The sequence below is a fragment of the Alkanindiges illinoisensis genome (genome assembly GCF_004377485.1).
GTDB lineage: Bacteria > Pseudomonadota > Gammaproteobacteria > Pseudomonadales > Moraxellaceae > Alkanindiges > Alkanindiges illinoisensis_A.
This window is the reverse complement of record NZ_SNTY01000014.1, coordinates 130,555-153,575: the sequence shown is the minus strand read 5'-3', so window position 1 is coordinate 153,575 and position 23,021 is coordinate 130,555. Positions and strand designations below refer to the sequence as shown.

The 23,021-nt window shown below is 47.6% G+C and carries 21 protein-coding genes; 12 read left to right on the top strand and 9 right to left on the bottom strand.

What is annotated here, in order from left to right:
• Positions 1 to 221 precede the first annotated feature (221 nt).
• The 3 genes from E2B99_RS04620 to E2B99_RS04610 form a co-directional block, all read right to left on the bottom strand.
• Positions 222 to 1,337: a tetratricopeptide repeat protein gene (locus E2B99_RS04620; RefSeq protein ID WP_134243791.1), complete on the bottom strand. Its 1,116-nt coding sequence runs from the start codon at positions 1,335 to 1,337 to the stop codon at positions 222 to 224.
• Positions 1,338 to 1,419: 82 nt separating this feature from the next.
• On the bottom strand, positions 1,420 to 2,280 hold the full coding sequence (purU, locus tag E2B99_RS04615) for a formyltetrahydrofolate deformylase (protein WP_134243790.1): 861 nt from the start codon (positions 2,278 to 2,280) through the stop codon (positions 1,420 to 1,422).
• Positions 2,281 to 2,468: 188 nt separating this feature from the next.
• Positions 2,469 to 3,173: a TetR/AcrR family transcriptional regulator gene (locus E2B99_RS04610; RefSeq protein WP_134243789.1), complete on the bottom strand. Its 705-nt coding sequence runs from the start codon at positions 3,171 to 3,173 to the stop codon at positions 2,469 to 2,471.
• Positions 3,174 to 3,298: 125 nt separating this feature from the next.
• Between E2B99_RS04610 and E2B99_RS04605 the strand changes: the two genes are divergently transcribed.
• The 4 genes from E2B99_RS04605 to E2B99_RS04590 all read left to right on the top strand — a co-directional run bounded on the left by E2B99_RS04605 (position 3,299) and on the right by E2B99_RS04590 (position 7,259).
• Positions 3,299 to 4,750: a coniferyl aldehyde dehydrogenase gene (locus E2B99_RS04605; protein ID WP_134243788.1), complete on the top strand. Its 1,452-nt coding sequence runs from the start codon at positions 3,299 to 3,301 to the stop codon at positions 4,748 to 4,750.
• Between the two features lie 160 nt (positions 4,751 to 4,910).
• Positions 4,911 to 5,147, top strand: a complete 237-nt coding sequence (gene rpmB, locus E2B99_RS04600; RefSeq protein ID WP_000048256.1) for a 50S ribosomal protein L28 — start codon at positions 4,911 to 4,913, stop codon at positions 5,145 to 5,147.
• Positions 5,148 to 5,159: 12 nt separating this feature from the next.
• Entirely contained in the window at positions 5,160 to 5,315 is a 156-nt protein-coding gene (gene rpmG, locus E2B99_RS04595) for a 50S ribosomal protein L33 (RefSeq protein ID WP_003654787.1), read from the top strand.
• A gap of 207 nt (positions 5,316 to 5,522) precedes the next feature.
• Positions 5,523 to 7,259 (top strand): cation:proton antiporter, encoded by a 1,737-nt coding sequence (locus tag E2B99_RS04590; RefSeq protein ID WP_134243787.1) that lies wholly within the window; start codon positions 5,523 to 5,525, stop codon positions 7,257 to 7,259.
• Between the two features lie 179 nt (positions 7,260 to 7,438).
• On the opposite strand, the gene E2B99_RS04585 is transcribed toward E2B99_RS04590, so the two are convergent.
• Both E2B99_RS04585 and E2B99_RS04580 read right to left on the bottom strand, forming a co-directional pair.
• On the bottom strand, positions 7,439 to 7,720 hold the full coding sequence (locus E2B99_RS04585; protein WP_034280446.1) for a hypothetical protein: 282 nt from the start codon (positions 7,718 to 7,720) through the stop codon (positions 7,439 to 7,441).
• A gap of 196 nt (positions 7,721 to 7,916) precedes the next feature.
• Entirely contained in the window at positions 7,917 to 8,420 is a 504-nt protein-coding gene (locus E2B99_RS04580) for a DUF6586 family protein (RefSeq protein WP_134243786.1), read from the bottom strand.
• Between the two features lie 122 nt (positions 8,421 to 8,542).
• Between E2B99_RS04580 and E2B99_RS04575 the strand changes: the two genes are divergently transcribed.
• The 4 genes from E2B99_RS04575 to E2B99_RS04560 all read left to right on the top strand — a co-directional run bounded on the left by E2B99_RS04575 (position 8,543) and on the right by E2B99_RS04560 (position 13,597).
• Entirely contained in the window at positions 8,543 to 9,580 is a 1,038-nt protein-coding gene (locus E2B99_RS04575) for an NAD(P)H-dependent flavin oxidoreductase (RefSeq protein ID WP_134243785.1), read from the top strand.
• Positions 9,581 to 9,978: 398 nt separating this feature from the next.
• Positions 9,979 to 11,526, top strand: coding sequence for an OmpA family protein (locus E2B99_RS04570; RefSeq protein WP_134243784.1), 1,548 nt, complete (start codon positions 9,979 to 9,981; stop codon positions 11,524 to 11,526).
• 157 nt (positions 11,527 to 11,683) lie between these two features.
• Positions 11,684 to 13,111 carry a hypothetical protein gene (locus tag E2B99_RS04565; RefSeq protein WP_240687733.1) on the top strand — a complete coding sequence of 476 codons (1,428 nt, stop codon included), beginning with the start codon at positions 11,684 to 11,686 and terminating at the stop codon, positions 13,109 to 13,111.
• A 24-nt stretch (positions 13,112 to 13,135) separates the two neighbouring features.
• Positions 13,136 to 13,597 (top strand): hypothetical protein, encoded by a 462-nt coding sequence (locus E2B99_RS04560; protein ID WP_134243783.1) that lies wholly within the window; start codon positions 13,136 to 13,138, stop codon positions 13,595 to 13,597.
• 61 nt (positions 13,598 to 13,658) lie between these two features.
• Here the strand turns inward: E2B99_RS04560 and hemF are convergent, their stop codons facing one another.
• On the bottom strand, positions 13,659 to 14,645 hold the full coding sequence (hemF, locus tag E2B99_RS04555; protein WP_134243782.1) for an oxygen-dependent coproporphyrinogen oxidase: 987 nt from the start codon (positions 14,643 to 14,645) through the stop codon (positions 13,659 to 13,661).
• Between the two features lie 154 nt (positions 14,646 to 14,799).
• Positions 14,800 to 15,399 carry a GTP cyclohydrolase II gene (gene ribA / locus E2B99_RS04550; protein ID WP_205669630.1) on the bottom strand — a complete coding sequence of 200 codons (600 nt, stop codon included), beginning with the start codon at positions 15,397 to 15,399 and terminating at the stop codon, positions 14,800 to 14,802.
• 328 nt (positions 15,400 to 15,727) lie between these two features.
• On the opposite strand from ribA, the gene dxs reads away from it, so the two are divergent.
• Positions 15,728 to 17,647: a 1-deoxy-D-xylulose-5-phosphate synthase gene (dxs, locus tag E2B99_RS04545; protein WP_134243780.1), complete on the top strand. Its 1,920-nt coding sequence runs from the start codon at positions 15,728 to 15,730 to the stop codon at positions 17,645 to 17,647.
• A 172-nt stretch (positions 17,648 to 17,819) separates the two neighbouring features.
• Here dxs and E2B99_RS04540 read toward each other — a convergent pair whose 3' ends face one another.
• Positions 17,820 to 18,824 (bottom strand): NAD(P)H-quinone oxidoreductase, encoded by a 1,005-nt coding sequence (locus E2B99_RS04540; RefSeq protein ID WP_134243869.1) that lies wholly within the window; start codon positions 18,822 to 18,824, stop codon positions 17,820 to 17,822.
• Positions 18,825 to 19,179: 355 nt separating this feature from the next.
• Between E2B99_RS04540 and E2B99_RS04535 the strand changes: the two genes are divergently transcribed.
• The 3 genes from E2B99_RS04535 to E2B99_RS04525 all read left to right on the top strand — a co-directional run bounded on the left by E2B99_RS04535 (position 19,180) and on the right by E2B99_RS04525 (position 22,083).
• On the top strand, positions 19,180 to 20,025 hold the full coding sequence (locus E2B99_RS04535) for an inositol monophosphatase family protein (protein ID WP_134243779.1): 846 nt from the start codon (positions 19,180 to 19,182) through the stop codon (positions 20,023 to 20,025).
• A gap of 287 nt (positions 20,026 to 20,312) precedes the next feature.
• The gene (locus E2B99_RS04530; protein WP_134243778.1) at positions 20,313 to 21,284 is read left to right on the top strand and encodes a CorA family divalent cation transporter; all 972 of its coding nucleotides are present in this window, start codon (positions 20,313 to 20,315) and stop codon (positions 21,282 to 21,284) included.
• Between the two features lie 34 nt (positions 21,285 to 21,318).
• The gene (locus E2B99_RS04525) at positions 21,319 to 22,083 is read left to right on the top strand and encodes a hypothetical protein (protein WP_134243777.1); all 765 of its coding nucleotides are present in this window, start codon (positions 21,319 to 21,321) and stop codon (positions 22,081 to 22,083) included.
• A 6-nt stretch (positions 22,084 to 22,089) separates the two neighbouring features.
• Here the strand turns inward: E2B99_RS04525 and ant(6) are convergent, their stop codons facing one another.
• Complete coding sequence (ant(6), locus tag E2B99_RS04520; RefSeq protein ID WP_134243776.1) at positions 22,090 to 22,962, bottom strand: aminoglycoside 6-adenylyltransferase; 873 nt, start codon at positions 22,960 to 22,962, stop codon at positions 22,090 to 22,092.
• Positions 22,963 to 23,021 lie beyond the last annotated feature (59 nt).

Below are 23,021 nucleotides of genomic sequence, written 5' to 3'. Positions count from 1 at the left end.
CAATCCTTTGCCTATAAATTAGGCATAGCAGCGTGAATATTGCAAGGGCTGGATAAGAAAACCATACATGGTTTTAGAGAATTAATGATAGGGCCAACATTTGGTTCAATAGCCAAGTATTACTAAAAATTTTTATCATCAAGCATTGGAAGCGAACTTTTAAAACCACCATATTTTTTTATAATCAATTGTGCTTTGGGGTGGCCGTTCTCTGCAGATTCTTATAGCCAGCGTTTTGATTCCACAAGATTTATACTAGTCCCACTACCGGTATAATATAGATAAGCAAGTGCATATTGCGCTTTGGCATCATCTTGCTCTGCAGCTTTTAAAACCCATGAAAAACCTTCCATATTATTTTTATAACCGCCATCACCCTTAATGAGCATTAAACCCAGCTTAAGCTGGGCTTTGGCATAATCAGCCTGTGCTGCTCGTAGCAACCAGTTACGGGCCAACTGCTCATTTTTTTCTACGTCAATGCCCTCCCTATAGGTAGTACCCAAGAGATATTGAGCCTCAGGACTTTCTAGCGCTGCTGCATTTATGAGAGCCAAGCCTTGACTTACATTTTTATTAACACCCAACCCGTACAGATACATGCCACCTAGCGTTAACTGGGCTATTGGATCATCCTGCTCCGCTGCTAACTCCAGCCAGTATATTGCCTTTGAATAGCTTTGCTCTATTTCCTTCCCAGTCAGATAACCCACCCCTAATAGTGCTTGAGCTTCTGCATTTTCCAGTTCAGCTGCTTTTAATAATAAATCTAGAGCTTTTTTGGAATCTTTTGGAGTACCGAGGCCAGCCATGTAGAGTTTGGCGAGTAACACCTGAGCATCTAGCTGATTTTGTTTACTGGCTTTATTTAGCCATTGATAAGCCTTTGATAAATCCTGGGTTGTCCCTAACCCCTCAACATAGGCAGTACCAAGTATAAACTGGGCATTAGGCTCATTCAGTTCTGCTGCTTGACTTGTCCAGCTAAAGCCTTCTGTTAGATTTTGGGTTACTCCTTTCCCAGTAAACAATCGAATGCCAAGCTCCAGCTGGGCTAATGGATTATTCTGCTCAGCAGCCCGGGTGAGCCACTTTAGTGCTTCTTTATCACTTTGCGGTACTCCCTCACCACTGCGATAATGCTGCGCCAATTGAAAGGCTGCTTCTTTTTTGCCAGCTACTGCATCTTGATAAATTTCAGAAAATGGCTTTTCTGATAGTGTTTGCTCAAGATGTGCCTGATCTATTTTTAGGCTATTGTGATTAAAAGCAAAAACAGCCGTATTGTATAACAGAACAGTAAATGCACCGCTAAAGCACACTATCTTTTTGATCATATTGTTTACCTTATAGTACTTATTATTTTTAATATAAAACTTCTACTAAAAGCCCCGCCATTGCGGCGAGGCCTATACTTTCTTAATCAAACACAATCGTCTTGTTACCATGCACAATTACACGGTCTTCCAGATGCCAGCGCACTGCACGCGCCAGCACATTGCGCTCCACATCTTCGCCCAGCTCGCGTAAATCAGCCACACTATACCGATGGCTCACGCGTTCTACATCCTGCTCAATAATTGGCCCCTGATCCAGCTCTGCCGTCACATAATGCGCCGTGGCACCAATCAGCTTGACGCCCTTGTCATAAGCCTGCCGGTATGGATCTGCACCGACAAAAGCCGGCAGGAAAGAATGGTGAATGTTAATCACCTTCATCGGCCATTTTTCCACAAAATCACTGCTTAAAATCTGCATGTAACGCGCCAGCACCAGCAGGTCATTACCTGCCATGATTTCGTGGATTTGGGCTTCAGCTTCAGCCTTGGTGTCCTTGGTCACCTTAATCACCGTAAACGGAATGCCAAAGCCTTCCACCGCATCGCGCAGGTCTTCATGGTTGCTCACCACATGGGTAATTTCGCAGGGCAACAGACCACGCGCATGCCGCCACAGCAGTTCCAGCATGGCATGGTCATACTTGGACACCAGAATACCGACTTTCTTGATGTCACTCACTGCCGTGAGTTGCCAGATCATGTCATAACGGCCAGCAACGGTGTCAGCAAAAGCCTGACTCAAACTGTCACGGCGGGCAGCCAGCTGGTTGACTTCAAACTCAACCCGCATAAAGTAAGTGCCGCCCTGTGCTTCAGTGGCGTACTGATCCAGCGCCGTAATATTAGCACCCTGATGATACAAAAACCCGGATACAGCCTGCACAATCCCAGAGCGGTCAGCACAAGTAATCAAAAGGCGCGCGGTATTGGCCGTGGTCATGTCAAAAATCCCATCTTGTGTTTTTAGTCAATTCAAGCAAACAAAAAGAGCAGGCATTCTAGCTGCTTTTAGGCAGGGCTTAAATATTTTTATTCAGCCCTGCAAGTTGTCCCTATTATTGCGTTGCTGCCATTTATTGCTTTACTGTGATGCCCAAAGGCTTTTATTTAACCGTGCTTGCCCGTTTATCACTCACTGGCAGCTTGCTGATGCGTACCTTGTGCGGACAGGCTTTCAAACAGCTCGGATTTGCCAATATTGGCCAGCAGGGTGTCATAGGCCTGGCGGCTATCGCCAATCAGGTACGGGCCTTCCAGAAACACCATCTGGCGCAAACCCTGCCAGATCCAGCGCTCATCCATCACACCGGCATGCGAAATATGACCCGACATATATAAAAAGTTGGTCCAGTTGGTGAGCACAATCCAGATATTGATAATCAATGCCTCAATTTCAGACGGCTCAATTTTCATCAGCCCGGCATCCACGAAGCCCTGATAAATCTGCTTGCCCTTTTTCATGATCTGACCAGCAAAGTTTGGATACATCTGCTTGAAATCATCATTGGAATCCATCAGGTGATGAATATCGCGGTGCAAAAACCGGTACTTCCACAACTGCTGGCTTAAAGACTGAAAATACTGGATCTTGTCAGCAACAGTGAGTGGGCGGTCATCCGGCACACTCAGCAGCTCAATGGTTTCAGCCTGATAGGTATCCATCAGCTCCTTGATAATCTCGGTTTTATTCCTGAAATGATAGTACAGATTGCCGGGGCTAATGCCCATTTCAGCAGCAATATGATTGGTGGTTACTACACGTTCACCGCGTTCGTTAAACAGCGCCAAGCTGATCTGTAAAATCCGGTCTCGTGTCTTTAATGGCTTCAAAATAGCTCATCCTGATTGCAATTGAATAACCTTTAAACCTGACGGTTCATCAAAAACCTATTGACACTTTAGAGCAATTACTCTAAAAATCAACTTATCTTAAATAAAATCTGGCCTCATGTCCTATTATGAATAGCTTGTCATCTCCTGTCAGCGTACAAAGCACATTGCCACCTGAAATTCAACGCATGCATGATGCACTGGCAGCCCAGAAAACTGCCTACTCACAAAATCCGGTGCCTTCAGCGCACGAGCGCATTGAGCGTATTGCCCGCCTGCGCCGCACCTTGGTGAAGTATCAGGACGAAATTGCCAGCGCCATTTCCGAAGATTTTGGCAATCGCTCCATCCATGAAACTAAAATTGGCGAAATCATGACCTGCCTTGAGCAGTGTACCTATTACAGCAAGCACCTGACCAGCTGGATGAAACCCTCCAAGCGTCATGTGTCTGCCCTGCATCAACCTGCCAAGGCATGGGTACAATACCAGCCGCTGGGCGTGATTGGTATTATGGCACCATGGAATTATCCGCTGCTATTGGCGGTTGGCCCACTGATTTGTGCGCTGGCTGCCGGTAACCATGCCATGCTGAAAATCTCCAGCTCCTCCAAAAGCTTTGGCAAGGTACTGGAGCGCGCGCTGGCTGAAGTGTTCCCCAATGATCTGGTCACCGTCATCAATGGTGGCGGTGCTATTTCCGATGCCTTCTGCCGCTTGCCGTTTGACCAGATTGTGTTTACCGGTTCTATTCCTGTCGGCAAAACCGTGATGGCTGCTGCTGCTGAAAATCTGGTGCCTGTAATTTTGGAACTGGGCGGCAAATCACCTGCTATTGTACATCCGTCCATGTCGCTTAAAGATGCTGCCGAGCGCATTTCTGCCGGCAAATTCTGGAATGCAGGCCAAACCTGCGTAGCACCGGATTATGTTTTCCTGCCACGTGGCCGTACCCGTGAGTTTGTGGCTCACATGCGCCATTTTGCCACCAGCATGTATCCAACCCTGCGCAATAACCCCGATTACACCAGCATCATTAATGACAAGCAGTATAATCGCATTCAGGGCTATCTGGACAATGCACGCGAACTGGGCGCTGAATTTTTTGAGTTCAATCCGGCTAACGAAGACCTGAGCAGCGTGCGCAAGATTGCCCCTACGCTGGTTGCCAATGTCACTACCGATATGGAACTGTGCCAGCAGGAAATTTTTGGGCCGGTGCTGCCCATTATTGAATATGATGATATTGATGAAACCATTAGCTATATCAATGCCCGCCAGCGTCCATTAGCGCTGTACTATTTTGACTATGATGCCGACCGTGCCGAATACATGGCGCGCCGCACCCACTCTGGCCATTTTGGCATCAATCAGGTACTGACCCACGTGGCACAGGATGACCTGCCGTTTGGTGGTGTTGGGGCATCCGGCATGGGCAAATATCATGGACAGGAAGGCTTTTATAACATGAGCCATGCGCGTTCAGTAATGGTTAAACCACGCTTTTACGCGTTTAAAATGATTTTGCCGCCGTTTGGCAAGCCAATCCATAAAGTCCTGCTCAAGACCATGTTGCGCTAAAATAGCATCTGGTTAGGCAAGTACAATTAAAAGCGCTTTTTATAGGCATTTGACTTGTGTTCGGGGCGTTTTTTTGATATAAAACGCCCCTTGAATTTAATCAACCACTTTTTTGATATGAAAGGCCGTTAACATTGTGGCCTAATCAATGGAGTTCACCATGTCTAAGGTTTGCCAAGTTACCGGCAAGCGTCCAGTCGTTGGCAACAACGTCTCGCACGCCAACAACAAAACCAAACGCCGGTTCGAGCCGAACCTGCATCACCACCGTTTCTGGTTAGAAAGCGAAAAGCGTTTTGTACGCCTACGCCTAACCACTAAAGGTATGCGTATTATCGATAAATTGGGCATTGAGAAGGTTGTTGCTGACCTGCGTGCTCAAGGTCAAAAGATCTAAGGAGCCCTGGTCATGCGCGATAAGATTCGTCTCGTGTCTACTGCTGGTACTGGTTACTTTTACACTACCACCAAAAACAAACGTACTATGCCTGAGAAAATGGAGATCAAAAAATTTGATCCGAAAATTCGTCAGCACGTGATTTTCAAAGAAGCTAAAATCAAATAATCTGGTTTTAGCGATAAAAAACGGTTCAATATTGAGCCGTTTTTTTTTACATTTTTTCAGGTAATTTTTGCTGTCTTGCCACAATTTTTGCATCTATTGATTACTATCCTAAAATAGCGCTGACTGTTAGCGCTGTTATTTCGATTTATTGCTATTTCTATAATAGGTTTAAGCCATTTTACTGACTGTCTTTTTTGGGAGAAACTGGTGCCGCATGAAGTTGATCTGATTATTTTACTGGCCGTGGGTTTTGGCACGGCGCTGGTGTTTGGCTATCTGGCCGCACGTTTACGCCTGCCCCCTTTGATTGGCTACCTGATTGCCGGAATTATCATTAGCCCCAACACGCCCGGTGTAGTGGGCGATCTGGCGCTGGCCAATCAGCTTGCCGAGCTGGGCGTGATGTTCCTGATGTTTGGCGTCGGCATGCACTTTTCCCTATCAGATTTGCTGGCGGTACGCCGGATTGCCCTGCCGGGTGCCATGCTGCAAATTGCAGTGGCAACCCTGATGGGCATTGGCCTGACCATGTGGTGGGGCTGGAGCCTTGGCGCGGCACTGGTGTTTGGCCTGAGTTTGTCGTGTGCCAGTACGGTGGTGCTGCTGCGTGCACTGGGCGACCGGGGCCTGCTGGAATCAGTGAATGGTAAGATTGCGGTGGGCTGGCTGCTGGTTGAAGATCTGGTCATGGTGCTGGTGCTGGTTTTACTCCCTGCAACTGCTACCCTGCTGGGTGGTGAAGCGCCCGTACAGGATGGTCATGCAGCTACCGACCAGAATATCTGGTTCACGCTATTTTTAACCCTGCTAAAAGTATCGGCATTTATTGCCTTTATGCTGATTGTTGGCAAGCGGCTAATTCCCAAAATCATGCTGCTGGTGGCACGGATTGGCTCGCGTGAGCTATTTACCCTAACGGTCGTGGCATCAGCCGTAACCATTGCCTATGGCTCGTATGTGCTGTTTGGCGTGTCGATGGCACTGGGCGCTTTCTTTGCCGGAATGGTGGTCAAGGAATCCGACTTTAGCCATCGTGCAGAAGAAGAAACCCTGCCACTGCGTGAAATTTTTTCCATCCTGTTTTTTGTATCGGTGGGCATGCTGTTTAATCCCAGCATTATTGTGGAGCAGCCCTTACAAATTCTGGGCGTGGTTGCCATTATCATGCTGGGTAAAACGCTGGCTGCCATGGCACTGGTGCTGTTTTTCCGCTATCCGCTCAATACGGCACTCACTGTAGGTGCCAGTCTGGCGCAAATTGGCGAGTTTTCCTTTATTCTGGCGACGCTGGGCTTATCCTTAAAGCTGATTACGCCGGAAGCGCAAAACCTGATTCTGGCCGGGGCGCTCATTTCCATTACCTTAAACTCATTCATGTTTACTGCCATTGAACCGGTACAGCGCTGGATTCGGGAACGTTCGCATCTGGCTCGGCTGCTGGAGCGCAGTGCCGACCCGCTGGCCATGCTGCCGGATGAAGTGGATCAGTCCTACCTGAAAAATCAGGTGGTGATGGTCGGTTATGGCGAAGTAGGCCGCCGCATTGCCAAGTCATTACAGGAACAAAATATCCGCGTGGTGATTGCTGAGGAAAACCGTGAAATTGTTGAAAATCTGCGTAATAAGGGCATTGCTGCCGTATCAGGGAATGCCACCGAGCCTGCCGTACTGATTCAGGCGCACATCATGCATGCACGAATGCTGGTGGTATCCCCCATGGATATCTTATACGTGCGGCGTATGGCCGAAATTGCGCGCCAGCTTAATCCCGGCATTGAAATCATGCTGTGTGCTGAAAGTATTGAGGAAGCGCGGGTACTGGAGCAGGAAAATATTGGCCGCGTGTATTATGCCAAGTCTGAAATGGCCAGCAATATGACCCATCATATTCTGGTGCAAATGGGTTTTGATGAACGGGAAACCGCGCCCAAAACTGCCCATTAATCAAAAACTTGCTTAAATGCACATAAAAAGAGCGCAACTTTAATTGTTGCGCTCTTTTTGGTTTAACTATACATAAGCTGGTTAAACAGCCACTGAATCAAACGCTAGCTAATACTGGATGGCTTGCAAAAATTCGCCAAACCAATAGACCATAGCATTAGCACATTAGCTCCACCACCTTAACTATAATGGGCAGGTTCAACATCAAACACTTCGGCATGCCAGCGTGCAGACTGCTGCTCCATCATCATGTAGATGGCCGACTGAATCATATGCTGACCCAAGGCCTGTGCATTGTCGCCCAGCACCGCCTGAACCTGATCAGAAAACTTGATGCTTACCAGTGGTTCACTGTCGCTACCGGAAGGACGCAGCACCAGTTCACCGTTGGCCTGTTGCACCAGTTCCAGCACGGTTTCGGTTGATTTCAGTAATTCTTTAATTTTTTCAATTGAAGCCATTGTCTTCTCCACCAATACTACAGTCGCGATCATCTATCGCGCTGGTGCGAAACGCTATCAAATTGGCTTTAGGCAATCAGTTTGATGTTAAATAATGACAACCCTGAAAACAAATTTGACATCTTTTACGGTATTTAAAATGCGACCAATGACAGCTTTTTTCAAGGGCTAAAGCAGCTTTTTTATAAAAAACTGCCTAAAACTCTACCATTTCATCACGAAAACCTTCAATGAGTTGCAATAACTCACGATGCCATTCCCGCAGGATTTGCACATCCGGTAACCAGGCCTGCGGGCTTTGTGTCACCTTGATGATCAGCATGGACGAGCTTTCTTCTTCGGGAGCAGGTGCCGGGGGTTCCGGGGCATACTGGCAAAAGGCATAAGCACGGTTGAGTTCGGCCAGAAAGCCCTGCTGCGATAATTGCTCCAGAATACTGATTTCTGGGGATACCTGCTCACGCGCAGCCATTTTTTCCTTAATGCTTTTTAAGCTTGGGCGTGGGTCGTCCAACCGGTAATAGCGCGCCAGTTCCTGCAAAAAGGCCAGCACCGCCCCCTGCAAATGGAACACGGCTGACTCGCGTGCACCCTGTGCCTGTTGTACTTTATCGGTTTGCTCCGCTTGCTGGCAGGCCAGTCGTGCAAAATACAGTTTCTGGTTGGTACGGTCAGCATGGTAACGGGCAACACGTGACATGATTTTTCTCTAGGCTAAATTGGCTATAATAGTTTTAATTATACCGTGACTGTAGTGCTTTTTATTTTTGGCCGGTAGCAATTGTTGATAATTTAGGTTGTTGGTATTTTAGGAAATTTAGCATGCAAACCCGTTTGACCACCTTATTGGGTATCGACTATCCGCTTGTTTTATCAGGCATGAGCTGGATTTCCACCCCAGAACTGGTGGCTGCTGTGAGCAATGCCGGGGGTTTGGGCGTGCTGGCACTGGGGCCTTTAAGCCCTGAGGAAACCCGCGCGGCTATCCTGAAAATTCGCAGCCTGACCGACAAGCCATTTGGCGTGGGCTGTACCTTGCTGATGCCCGGTGCCAAGGAAAATGCGGAAGTGGCGCTGGAGTTGCAAGTGCCAGTCATTAACTTTTCACTGGGCAAAGGCGACTGGCTGATTGAACGCTGCCATGCCTACGGCGGCAAGGTCATTGCAACAGTCACTACAGCCAAACACGCACTGGCTGCCGAAGCGCAGGGTGCAGATGCCATTATGGCAACCGGGCATGAAGCTGCGGCACATGGTGGTGATGTGACTTCGCTGGTGTTGGTGCCAGCGCTGGTGGATGCAGTAAAAGTTCCGGTGATTGCCTGTGGCGGCTTTGCCGATGGACGCGGGCTATTGGCAGCACTGGCACTGGGTGCGTCTGGCATTGCAATGGGTTCGCGCTTTGCCACTTGCTTTGAAAGCCCAGTACACCAGCACACCAAACAGGCAGTGCTGGACAAGGATCAGCATGCCACCATTTACTCCTCCAATTTTGATGGCCTGCCCGCCCGCTATATGCAAACATCAACCGCACAGCGCCTGACTCGTAAGCCCATGAATTTTTTTGTGGCGGCCTGGCAGGCAATGCTGGCTGCACGACAGCTGAATATTTCCCTATGGAAAATTATGGCAGGTCTGCTGGTGGAACCAACCAAAGTGCGCTTGCTGGCCTGTTTTGGTGCTGCAACGCCACGGCTCAAGGCTGCTACCGAACAGGGTGATTTAAAAACCGGCATGCAGTTTATTGGACAATCGCAAGGCCTGATCCATGATATTCCAACAGCACAGGTATTGATTCAGCGCATTATTGAAGAAGCCCATCAGCAAAGCCACCACGTGAATCAGGCGCTGATGAATTAGCTGCCAAGTAAACATTTTTGAAAAATTATAAAGCCATTTAAAAAATTAAAGCCTTTTGGCATCCAGCATTCATTTGAAAACTGCCGGATGCCGTGTAGTCGATCCTAGCGCTTTAATGATTGATGCCATGTGTATCAATTAAAATTAACTATTATTGTTACACTTTTTACCTGTAGATTAGAAAAGCTCACAATTTAAACAAAAACACATAACTATAAATTTATCAAAATATTGCATGATTAAAACATGAGCGCAAGCTGGCTGGCAACCTAGTCCGCTTGCCTGTGTGAGTGCTGGCATACACGCTAATGCTGTAGCGCCTGACAAAAACCTGACAAGAATAGGGCTGGCCATAAACCCAACTGTAATCTGGCCGGCTACTACTGGAGAATAAACAAATGGCGATTAATCCAATTGACCTGCTGAGGGAACGGGTAACCCCGCAAATCATTCAGCCTGACCCGATTACAGATGCCAGCCAGCATCAGTTTAATAGCAAGTCTGCGCTGCTGGACCAGTTTTATCCTATCCTGCTGGGAATATTTGCCTATCAGCCCCATGCCTTTGACTTTGCGCTGGAACATCCCAATGCGCTATTTGCTGATATATTCCCGCAGCAAGCCACCAGTGCATCCTTTCATCAGTTGCTGGAAGAGTTTTCAAGACATCATAATTTGCCCGTAGAAACCATTGCCCCGCTGCTGGATCAGGCAACCCCCTTAAGTGCACAGGCATTACAGGCTGATATTGCACCAGCCAATGTGGTGGACTACCTGCAAACTTACCTGCCCATCATTGTCAGTAGCATTCCAGCCTGGTCGATTGCCGTTCTGGGCAGCCTGGGTCTGGCTGGCCTGTTTAAGCCAGAAGCCGATATTCCGGCAGTCGCACCTGTGTCTGATATTGAAACGGCACATCACATGCCAGTTGAAACTGGCGCCAAAACCTTTCGCGACCAGTTGCCATGGTGGCTAGGTCTGGCGGCCTTATTGCTGCTGGCATTGCTCCTGCTGCGTGCCTGCCAGCGTGATGAAGTACCACCACCTGTTACTACCACAACGACGACGACAACCAGTACAACCAGCAGTAGTGGTTATCCTGCGAGCATTAACCTGACAGTAGGCAGCAGTAATAACCTGCTGGCCTGTAATGCCAGTGTCGGTGATGGAGCACTTAACAGTCTGATTGGTACAGCCATCAATCAGGTATTTGGCACGCAGTATAGTTGTAATAGCCTGGTCAATCCTGCCTATAGCGCGACATTGCCGGGTCAGGACAAAATGGTGACCATCCTGAATCTGGTCAAACCTTATCCCAATGCAAGCCTGAGCTGGAGCGGCAACCAACTGGTGATCAATGCACCAGATACCGCTACCATCAACCGCCTGGTCGATCAGATCAAGGGTATTGCGCCTGAGCTGGGCGTAGCCGCGATTTCACCGTTGGATGTTGATCAGTCAGTAAATAGTAGTATTGAAGCCTCGCGGTCTGCCCTGACCAATCTTTCCAGTCCAGCATCTGCCGAAGATGTTGCACGTGCCTTAAACTTGCAAATCATTAACTTTGCCAGCGACTCTGCCGTGATTCCTGATGCCAACAAGGCGATTTTGGATATTGCAGCAACCCTTATGAAACAGTCACCAGAGATTGTTCTGATGATTGAAGGCTATACCGATTCTACAGGTGACGCAGTGTATAACAAACGCCTGTCCGAGCAGCGAGCACATGCAGTCGTTGATTATTTGGTGAGTCAGGGAGTAGCTGCCAACCAGCTCAGTGCCATGGGTTATGGTCAGGAAAATCCAGTAGCAGATAACGTAACCGAACAGGGTAAATTCCATAACCGCCGGATTGAGTTTAAAGTCGTCAACACCCAGACCGGCAACACCGAACAAGTGGATGAAACGACTGCGGTTACCACCACGGCTGAGCAGGCAAGCCGTTAAGCTGTCTGTGTTAGAAATGCCAAGCACTACAGCATGAAATAAAACATGTAATATTTTGTGCCAAATAGGCCTTATTTACAGACTCACCCCCCATATGGGGGGTTGAGTTTTAGGGTACTAAAAAAGATGCTGTGGATATTATGTCGAGGACAAATCCATGGAAACTCTGAAAACCCAGTCTGCCTATAGCAGAGCGCTCAAAACACTGGCTATTTGTACGGCAATTAGCACTGTTGGCCTCACCGCCTGCCACAATGATCACGACAGCGTACCAACGACCACTAACACCAACGGCATGGTGACTTTATCAGGTACAGCCGCTACCGGTGCAGCCCTTAAAAACGCCAGCGTGACGGCAAGTTGTAAAAACAATAGCGGTTTTAGTACACCGGTGAGTACTAACGACAAGGGACAATGGACTGGGCAAGTGCTTGCTACCAATCTACCGTGTGCGCTACAGGCCAAAACTGCTGATCTGGCATTGCACAGCTATGCAACGGCTGCGGGTAACGTCAACATTACTCCATTGACTGATCTTAGCATTGCCATGATTAGCAGGAAGAATCCGGCAGACTGGTTTAAACAGTATCAGGTATTGCTAGAAAGCCAGCTTAAAGCGGCAACCGATGAGATTGCCAAACAACTGGCTAGCAAAAATTATGTGCTGCCAGAAGAATTCAATTTATTTAACAGCACTTTCGCGATAGGCGATGCTTTTGACAAAATGCTGGATGCCCTAATGGCGGCTATTACTAGCAGCAGTCTTAAAAATTATAATGCCTTACTGAATCAGGTAGTTGCCACCGGAAGCACCGCCAGTATTCCAGCAGCCATGCCTACGCCTCCCAATAATACCCGGTCTTGCGCCAGCCGAAAACTTCCTGTAACCACGCTAAACAGCATTACTGACTATAGCGGTGTATACAAGAACAAAGGCACTACCGTATTCAATCTGGATACTGCAACTGCCCAGATTATCGCAAGTGGCAATACGGCCATGGTGACAGAAGTGTGTGGCCCGAATGTACTAAACAACGGAACGAACCATGTGCTGGTCACAGACAAGGGCTACGTCACCCTGTTTAAAGACAATAACGGCAAATACAGTGCTGAAACTTCAGATTTTGGCGGATTTTATGGCGAAAAGGCGGCTGCAAATAGTACACCCTGTGAGTCAAATGGAGCCGATGACAAACTGGGCTTTAAAAATGCACCGCAAGATTTTTGCAGCTTTAGTAAAGCCAGTTCAGTGGCCATTTCGTCACCTGATATCTATACCTTCTTTAATGCCGACAAAACCCAGAACATCAAAATTACCGTCGAAAATAAAGCAGTTAAAAGTGTTCAACTGGAAGACAACACCTATGCGTGGGCGTGTGGTGTTGGCTCGTATGCTGCCTGTAGCGGAATAACATTTGACCAGCGCAATGCCAGTTTTGTGCAATTCCCATTCAACAATGTTGTGTTGACCCCGGTTTACGGTACCCAGCAGCCTATTACCATTAAAAATGGCCTGTTGATTCACAGTAATAGTACTACAACGCCGCCTGTCACAGGCTCATGTGTTGGCAATACCAGTCCTTGAGGTTGCATAAGTATTACGGGACAAGTGCCTTTAAATCCAATTCAACATTTTGTGCATAAGCCACTGAATAACAAGGCTCCAGTAGCTACTATTGATCTTAACCCTACAGAAGGTATTGATATTGCAAAAGGTGGTTACTATGCCATAGCAGGTGCAAAGTATAGTCATGTTATTGACACCACTCATTTTTCAGCATTGAGCGTTTATTCCTACCATCATGAGTATAATGGCAAGCCATTTGATAGCTCACTCGTCATTTTTAGCATTCATGAAACTACGTCCAGTACTTCAGAAAAATATGTGCAATATACCTGTGGTGCTAAGCCCAGTGCACAGGCTAATAATCTTTGTAATGGTTTAACCATTGATGCCAACGCACGCACCGCTACTTTCAACAACGTTAATATTAATTTTGAGGCATCCGATAATTTAGGACAACTTAACGTGGCAAAAAATCTAATATTAAATGGTACAATGAAGTTTTAGTTACAATAAACGCTCCACTATCCAAATTGGATAGTGGAGCGTTTCTAACCGTTTTATCCTACTAATTTAACCAATCTCGTGGCTTTAAAAAATATTCAGTTAGCCGCGCTTCGGGCGTCCCTTCATCCCATTCCTGTCGGTACGACCAGCCAGCCAAATTCGGCAAACTCACCAGAATCGACTCAATGCGCCCGCCCGTTTGCAAACCAAACAGCGTGCCCCGGTCATACACCAGATTGTATTCCACATAGCGACCCCGGCGGTACAACTGAAATTCGCGCTCGCGTTCACCAAAGGGTTTGTCCTGATATTTCTGGAACAACGGAACAATGGCTTGCAAATAACCATTACCCACTGCCTGCATAAATGCAAAGCATTTTTCAAAATCCCAGCCCATGGATTCTGTATTGAGATCATCATAAAACAGGCCACCTATACCGCGCTGCTCATCCCGATGCTTTAAATAAAAATACTCATCACACCAGGTCTTAAAGCGCGGATAAACGTCTTCACCAAATGGCTGGCACAAATCATGCGCCACCTGATGCCATGCCACACAATCGGCCTCGGCAGGGTAAAATGGGGTCAGGTCAAAACCACCACCAAACCACCAGATCGGAGCCTGCCCTTCTTTTTCGGCCACAAACAGCCGTACATTGGCATGCGAGGTGGGCACATATGGATTATTCGGATGGATCACCAGTGACACACCCAGTGCCTGTGCCTTGGCCCCGGCAATCTGGGGATGGCGCGCGGTGGCCGATGCAGGCAGGTTTTTAATATTAATATGGGAAAACATCACCCCGCCCTTTTCAATCACTGTGCCACCTTGCAACACACAGGAACGACCGCCACCACCTTCTGCCCGTGTCCAGTCATCTGGCACAAACCGGGCATTGCCACCACCAGCGCTTTCCTGTTGTTCCAGTGCGGCACAAATACGTGCTTGTAAATCCAGCAAAAAATCACGTACACGCTGAATATCTGGATGACCAGCTAAAGATGACTCACTGGCTAATGGTGATGATTGAAGAGGCGATGGGGTCATGGCAGCATCCAGGTCAATAAGAAAGAGTAATGAGCCGAGCTGATTATCATACCGCAATCCCATAAAAAAATTATGGGATTTTTACGCTTATTTATTTACCTGTTGCATTAAATAAAGATGGGCAAACAGTATGCTGCTTTGGCTTGATCAAGCGTTAAAACAAATGGCGCATCCGCTGCTGCTTGGTTGCCAGATAGCCTTCATTAAACGGATTTTTCCCCACCTGAAGCGGCACCCGCTGCACGACATTAATGCCCAGTTGCTGCAAGGCTTCAACCTTGGCCGGATTATTGGTCACCAGTTTAACTTTGCTAATCCCCAGATGATCCAGCATCACCTTGCACATTTCATAGGTGCGGGCATCGGCGGGCAGGTTAAGCAACAGGTTGGCATCTACCGTATCGTGGCCCTGATCCTGCAAGGCATAGGCGCGAATCTTGTTGGGCAGGCCAATACCGCGCCCTTCCTGACGCAAATACAGCAAGGCCCCACGACCCTCATCCTCAATCATTTTTAAGGTGGCATTTAACTGCGGCCCGCAATCACAGCGCAGTGAGGCAAAGGCATCGCCGGTCAGGCATTCAGAATGTAAACGCACCAACACTGCATCAGCCTGTACCCCAATCTGGTGGTGCAGCAGGCCTTTGGATAGTGCCACATGCTCCTCGCCGGTTTCCGGGTCTTCAAACACCGAAATATCAAATTCACCATGCACCGTCGGGAGTTTAGAGGTGGCAACAAATTGTATGGGCACTACATTTTCATCCACAAACATTGAAGTGAACTAGTATAACGAAAATAAGCGCCGGATAAACCAGCCATCGTATTGTTGATTGACTTGCCCAGTTCAGTGGAACACTACAAAATATTGTTCGGGTTAAATGACAAAATCTGCTAAATTAACAGGCAATTAATGCTAATTTCTGACAACAATACTAGGACATCGATGCAGCAAATGATACGATTTGCGCCTAATGTGGCCTATTCGCTTTGCTCATCAGGCTTAGACGCAAGACGCCGATTTTAGTCAATCGACACTTAAACCCAGCTGAGGAATGCCAGGCTAGCAGGTATATCGCCACATGATGTATGACACAATCCCAACCGCTCGTCCCGCTACACCGCTTCTGGATCGCATTGACCAGCCAAGCCAGTTAAAGACGCTTGATACCGCGCAACTGCTGCAACTGGCTGATGAGTTACGTCTTTATCTTTTATACGCCGCTGGCCAAAGTGGCGGACATTTTGGTGCCAATCTGGGCGTGGTGGAACTCACCATTGCCCTGCACCACGCACTGGATACCCCAAAGGACCGTCTGGTCTGGGATGTGGGTCATCAGGCTTATGCGCACAAGGTACTCACTGGCCGCCGTGAAGCCCTGCCCACCATTCGCAGCAAGGATGGACTGGCCGCATTTCCAACCCGTGAAGAATCCGCCTTTGATACCTTTGGCGTTGGCCATTCCTCAACATCCATTTCAGCTGCCCTTGGCATGGCACTGGCATTGCGCTACCAGAACGATGAGCGTCGGGTGGCCTGCGTGGTGGGTGATGGCGCCATGACTGCCGGTATGGCCTTTGAAGCAATGAATGATGCCGTGCAGCACAATGCTGATGTACTGGTGGTTCTCAATGACAACGACATGTCGATTTCCGGCAGTGTGGGTGGTTTTGCCAAGCATCTGGGTGCCTTATGGAAACAGGGCCAGTCGGTTTATCTGGCCGATAATGGCGAAGTGTCCATTCAGCCGCATCCCAACTGGACTTTTAATCCGCGTGTGAACAGTAATAATTCTGCCGAGAATTTATTTCGCGCAATTGGCTTTGAATACTTTGGTCCGGTTGATGGCCATAACCTTAAAGAACTGGTTCGCATTCTGGCCCTGCTTAAAGACCGTAAAGGCCCGCGCCTGCTGCATGTCTATACCACCAAGGGTAAGGGCTTTCTTCCGGCTGAGGCAGACCCAATTGGCTATCATGCCATCACCAAAATTACCAGTCAGGCCACAAGCCCTGTCAAGGCACCGCAACAACTGCCAAAACCGCAAAAATATGCCGACGTGTTTGGCCAGTTCCTGTGCGATCAGGCGGCGCTGGATGACCGCTTGCTGGCCATTACCCCAGCCATGTGTGAAGGTTCGGGCATGGTACAGTTTGCCAGCCAATATCCTGAGCGCTTTTTTGATGTGGCCATTGCCGAACAACATGCAGTCACGCTGGCAGCAGGCATGGCCTGTGAAGGCCTAAAGCCGGTGGTGGCTATTTATTCCACCTTTTTGCAACGCGGCTATGACCAGCTGATTCATGATGTGGCGCTGCAAAATCTGGATGTGACCTTTGGCATTGATCGTGCCGGGCTGGTGGGTGAAGATGGCCCCACTCATGCGGGCGCTTATGACTATGCCTACATGCGCACCATTCCGCACTTGATCCTGATGGCACCCAAGGATGAAAACGAATGCCGCCAGATGCTGCATACGGCCTATCAGTATCCGGGACCAGCTGCCGTACGCTATCCACGCGGCACAGGGCCGGGCAGCCAGATTGCGAGCGAATTTACCACACTGGAAATTGGCAAGGCTGAAATTGTGGCACAGCACTATCTGGATGCCAGCCAGCAGATTGCCTTGCTGGCCTTTGGCAGCATGGTAACGCCAGCGCTGCAAGCCGCTGAACAACTGGCCAGTCCGCAGCTTGGGGTAACTGTGGTCAATATGCGCTTTATCAAGCCGCTGGATCAGCAGTTACTGGCACGTTTGTCTGCTCAGGTGAATGCTTTTATCACCATTGAGGAACATGCCATCATGGGTGGTGCTGGTAGTGCGGTCAATGAAAGCCTGCAAGCCCAACATCTTCTTAAACCTGTGCTGAACCTGGGTCTGCCGGATGCATTTTTGCATCAGGCCACGCACCCGCAAATGCTGGCAGAATGTGGTCTCAATGGCGATGGCATTACTCGTGATGTGCAGCGCTTTATGCAAACACTTGCAGGAACTATATAGCTTCTCATGCGTAACTGCTCACATGGCGTTTAAGCGTATCGCAATAAAAAAAGGCACTTTATCAATTGAGTGCCTTTTTCATTGTCAGCTTTTTTTATCTAAGCCTTAGAAAGACCAGCCAGTTTAATTTTTAAAAGTTTTTGATTGATCAAATAAAAAATCACCTCTTCACTTATGCTTTAAAGTTTTCATTGATTAGCACCAGTTTGCCAATATGACCACCCTCGGCCAATTGCGCATGCGCCAGATGTGCATCCTGCAAGGCATAGGTTTTAAATAGTTGAGGTTTGATCTGGCCTGCGGCAAACAGCGGCCATACCCGCTCCTGCAATTGGCGGAAAATCTCTGATTTCTGTTCCACCGTTTGTGAGCGCAAGGTAGCCCCTAGATGAGTCAGCCGTTTGGCCAGCATTGGAAATAAATCCATTTCCTTTACCCTGCCCTGCGCCACACCAATTTGTACGATTATGCCATTCATGGCTGCTGCCTGATAATTACGTGGCACATAATCTCCGGCAATAATATCCACAACAAAGTCTACCCCTTGGTCATTTGTATGCCGTTTCACCTGCTCAACAAAATCGTCATCCCGGTAATTAATCGCCACAGTTGCACCCAGTTCAAGGCTGGCTTGCTGCTGCGTGGCACTGCCCACGGTGGTAAAAATCTGAGTGGCACCCAAGGCACGACATAGCATGGTGGCGGTAGTGCCAATGCCTGATGTACCACCATGAATCAAAATGGACTTGCCTGCACTAAACCCAGCCCGCATGAAAAGATGCGCCCATACGGTCATAAAGGTTTCCGGCACACTAGCTGCTTCAATCAGGCTTAGCCCCGTAGGCACTGGCATCACATTGCGCACGGGTGCAACGGCATATTCAGCATAGCCACCACCAGCAATCAAGGCACATACCAAATCCCCCACCTGATAACTGCTGATTTGTGCAACGTCACTGCCCAGCACCACGATTCTGCCTGCAATTTCCAGTCCGGGAATATCAGTGACCCCGGCTGGCGGATTATACAAGCCCTTGCGCTGCATCACATCAGGCCCGTTAATCCCGGCAGCGGCAATTTCAATCAGCACTTCATCCGCCTTGGGCACAGGAACCTCACGTGTGGTGCGCTGTAAAACCTCCGGTCCACCCGGATGACTAATTTCAATAGCCTGCATGGTCTGGTTGATAGGTTGATGCATGCTTTCATTCACATTTTGAGTCATGTGTGATTTATCCCATAGGCTTAATAAGCCATTTCTTATTAAAGGTATGTTGGTTCATTTAACCGTTTTAGCGAATCAATTGCTGTCCTGCTTTTTATGCGTTGCTGTAACTATTCATGCCCTATCATTTTTTAGCAAAACGGTTTGGCTTCAAGTTATGTTTACAAAAGCAGCCTTGCTCTACAAACCAGTCCCTGGCCAACGCAAAATACAATAATCCACACGAGTTAGTATAAGTTTGCTAAAATAGCCGACTAGACTTGTTCTATATTCTTTGACGTCTTTAATTAATTCAAATGGGTGAATCATGGAACCTATGGTGGTGATGGCTGCGCGCGCGGCTCAAACAGTTGGCAGTGAAATTTTAAAAGCGCATCAAAATCGCCATAAGCTGGACTTGCAAATTCAAAGCAAGGGTATTGATGGTCCGGTTACCCGTTTGGATCGCTATATTGAAGAACTCACCATTGCTACCCTAAAAAAAAGCTATCCCAAGCACAGCTTTCTGGGTGAAGAATTTGGCCTGCAAGAAGGTCAGGGCAACGATGCCGACTGGTGCTGGATCATTGATCCTTTAGATGGCACCGTTAACTTTATTCAGGGTTACCCACACTTTTGCGTCTCAATTGCCGTGCAACACAAGGGCGTGACCCAGCATGGTGTGATTTACGACCCCGTTAAAGATGAAATGTTTTCAGCCAGCCGTGGTCAGGGCGCCCTGCTGCGTGATGTCAGTGGTACCCAGCGCCGTATTCGTATGACCCCCAAAGACACCCTACAAGACACCTTTCTAGCGGTGGGCTATCCGTATGCCACTATGCGCAATGGCGAAGTGGTGTCGTATGCCGAACAGCACTTTAATACCCTGCTGGCCGTAACCAAGGCTGGTGCACAAATCCGTCGTGGTGGTTCTGCCGCGCTGGATCTGGCCTACGTGGCTGCCGGGCGTTTTGATGCTTACTTTGAACTGGGCTTAAAGCCATGGGATCTGGCGGCGGGTGAGCTAATTGTCAAAGAAGCGGGCGGCGTTGTTGTGGATGCAAAAGGCGGCACAGACAGCCTGAACAATGGGCAAATTATTGCCACCTCCATGAAATTACTCAAACCGCTAATGCAAACCATTGTGCCAGCCTGGGGCGATGCCATTCGCTAAACTGGCCTGAATGATAATGGCTTAAGCCGGGCAACTGGTCTGGCTTAAGTTATTTTTTTATCGCTATTATTGTCTTTAACCTTCCTGCCCAGTGTTTAACATGAAAAAAAACAATCATAAAATCAGCATGGAAAATGAAGTCCTGCTTGCCGTATTGGTGCTCTATCTCCTGATTGTTGGCATCATGGTATTTGTCCATTACTGGAACTTTGCTACGTAATTTTCTAGATACACCCTATAAATCAATCTATTGATAGCGTGAAAAGCCAAAGCAACCGAGTTTTTTTATGATTAACTGCCTGATCAAGACTGCACAAGAATTAAAAATGATTCAGGGCTTGCCTGACGCACAGGATGACGGCCAGATTATCTGGCTTGAGATTACAGCGCCCACAATAGATGAAGCCACAATTTTACGCTCGCATTTTGGTATAGAGGTGGCTGTCCAGCGCAATAGCGTGATGGAAACGGATGATTTACTGTATTTGCGTACCGACCTGCTCAGGTTGACCGAAGACGGAACACCACAGTTTGGGCGGATACACTTTATTTTGGGCGAGCACTGGGTTGCGACCTTAAGCCACAATGCGGATTTTCAACCGTTTAATCAAGTGATTGCACGCCTTCGTAAGAAATCACGTAACCATCAAAATCCACGTGCCGTGCTGAGGGTGCTGCTTCGGGCAGCAAATGACATGGCGGATAATAGCCTTGACCATATTACCGATGCCTTAGAGTGTCTCTCTGAACACATTTTTGAGATTTCAGAAGGTTACAGTGCCGATGGCCGCGAATTGGGTGTCAAAGATCTACTGAAGATCATGCGCCGCCTGAATGAAAAAGAAGAGCTGATTTCGCGTTGTCTGGAATCACAGCTTTCACTGGCACGGGCGGTGCGTTACCTAAGTGGCGAAGTCGATAGCCTTATCCACCCTGAGCTTGAAGAGCTGGTGAATGAACTGGCGGCAGACGTGACAGGGGTCAAGGAACATGCCTATTTTGAACATGAAAAAGTGCGTTACCTGCAAAACGCAGTTACCAATATTCTGAATATTAAGCAAAACCAGATCGTCAAGATTTTTACCATCATCACTGCGGTGTTCCTCCCTCCAACCTTGGTGGGCACATTTTATGGCATGAATTTTTCAGTGATGCCGGAACTGTCGTGGAAATATGGCTTTATTTACTCCATGATTCTGACGGTTGCAGCGGCATTGTTGCCACTCATTTATATCAAGCGCAAAGGCTGGCTGCGTTAAACCGCTTGATTAAAGCTTAGCCACAGGACAGCTTATGTGGAAAAAAATCCGGGTCTTTATTTTATTGATTATTCTGGCCGTGGTGATGATTCAATCGCTACAGGATAAAGCCGACCTGAACTGGAAAAACAGCTTTTATGTGGCAGTGTATCCCGTCAATGTGGAAAACAATCCGCAGGTTGAACAGTATATTCAACATATCACTGCGGCTGACTTTGCAGAAGCTACTGATTTTTTAAATAGCGAAGCCAAGCGTTATGGCATTCCCTTATATCGCCCAATTAATATTGTGCTGGGTAAATCCATTAGCCAATTGCCGCCTGCCCCACCAGTGAATGGGGGTATTCTTGACATCATGCTGTGGAGTTTAAAGCTGCGCTATTTTGCCTGGCGGCATGAACAGGATTTTAGTGTCCACCCACAAATCCAGTTGTATTTACTGTATTTTGATCCCAAACAGCATCGCAGTTTAAGCCATTCTACGGCATTGCAAAAAGGCCGTGTGGGTCGGGTTAATCTGTTTGGCGACGCCAGCTATAGCCAGCAAAATCTGGTGATTTTAAGCCATGAGCTGCTACATACGCTGGGCGCAACCGACAAATATGATGTTGCCAATAACATGCCAGCCTTTCCCGATGGCTATGGTAACCCACAGCAGCAGCCATTATTTCCTCAAGCCAAAGCTGAGTTGATGGGTGGGCGATTAGTCATTAATGAAAGCAAGGCAGTGATTCCCAAAAATCTGGCGCAAACCGTAATTGGGTCAAAGACCGCTAAAGAAATTGGCTGGGTTAGGTAAAATATTTCAATCAAATAGTTTGTTTTTAATATAACTTTCAAAAAAGTTATTTATATAACTTGTGATTGCAACATCATAATCAGGATATTGATAATTAAAATGCCTTGCCACCGCATCAGAATACTTTCTAAATAACCCAAGACAGGTATTTAGAGATTGCCAGAGTTGCTTGTATTCACTTTGTGTGTAAGTTGACAATAATTTTTTCCAGTCCTCAGCAGGCAGATATTTATCAATAAATTTATAGTTTTTGCCCAGACTAAAATGATAACCACGTTGCGCGCCAATCCGCCAAGCCATCATCCGCAATAAATTAGGCCGCATAATTTCATATAAATGATCATTCGCAAACAGGATTTCCTGTCGCGCCAAACCTTTGACCACGTAAGTCGCCAGCATCCAGAACTCATTACAGCAATCATCAAACTCACGCGCACTAGGTGGCTGAATCCAGTATTGCTGGTCAGATGGAATGATTGGTTTACTCATGCGCTGGTCTTTATCCAGTAGGATTTTAACCAGCCCATCACTGCCACTAAAATACTGCTCAATATCGTAAATTGGAATCAGGGTTAAATCGACTTTGATGCCATCAGTAAAAATCATTAAATAGGAAAACCAGCCATCCAGTTCAGCCGGAAATAATTCCATTGCTTCTGGTTTTTGTATGATTAAGCGCGAGCCAAATACTTCTAGCCATTGGTCACTTGTCTGATAGGACTTGAGATCAGACACAAAATAGGAAATATCAAAATCCTGATACTGATCCTTACTAATAGCTGGATTGGCGCGTGAACCTTCTAATGTAACCAGACGCACAGCAGAATCTGCCTGGGCATAGTTCAAGAATAGATCATAGACTTGCTGATCAGTACGCATGCATATTTCCTCGCTATTACGTCATTTAGATTACCAACCCATTTGCCCTGTACTCAGGG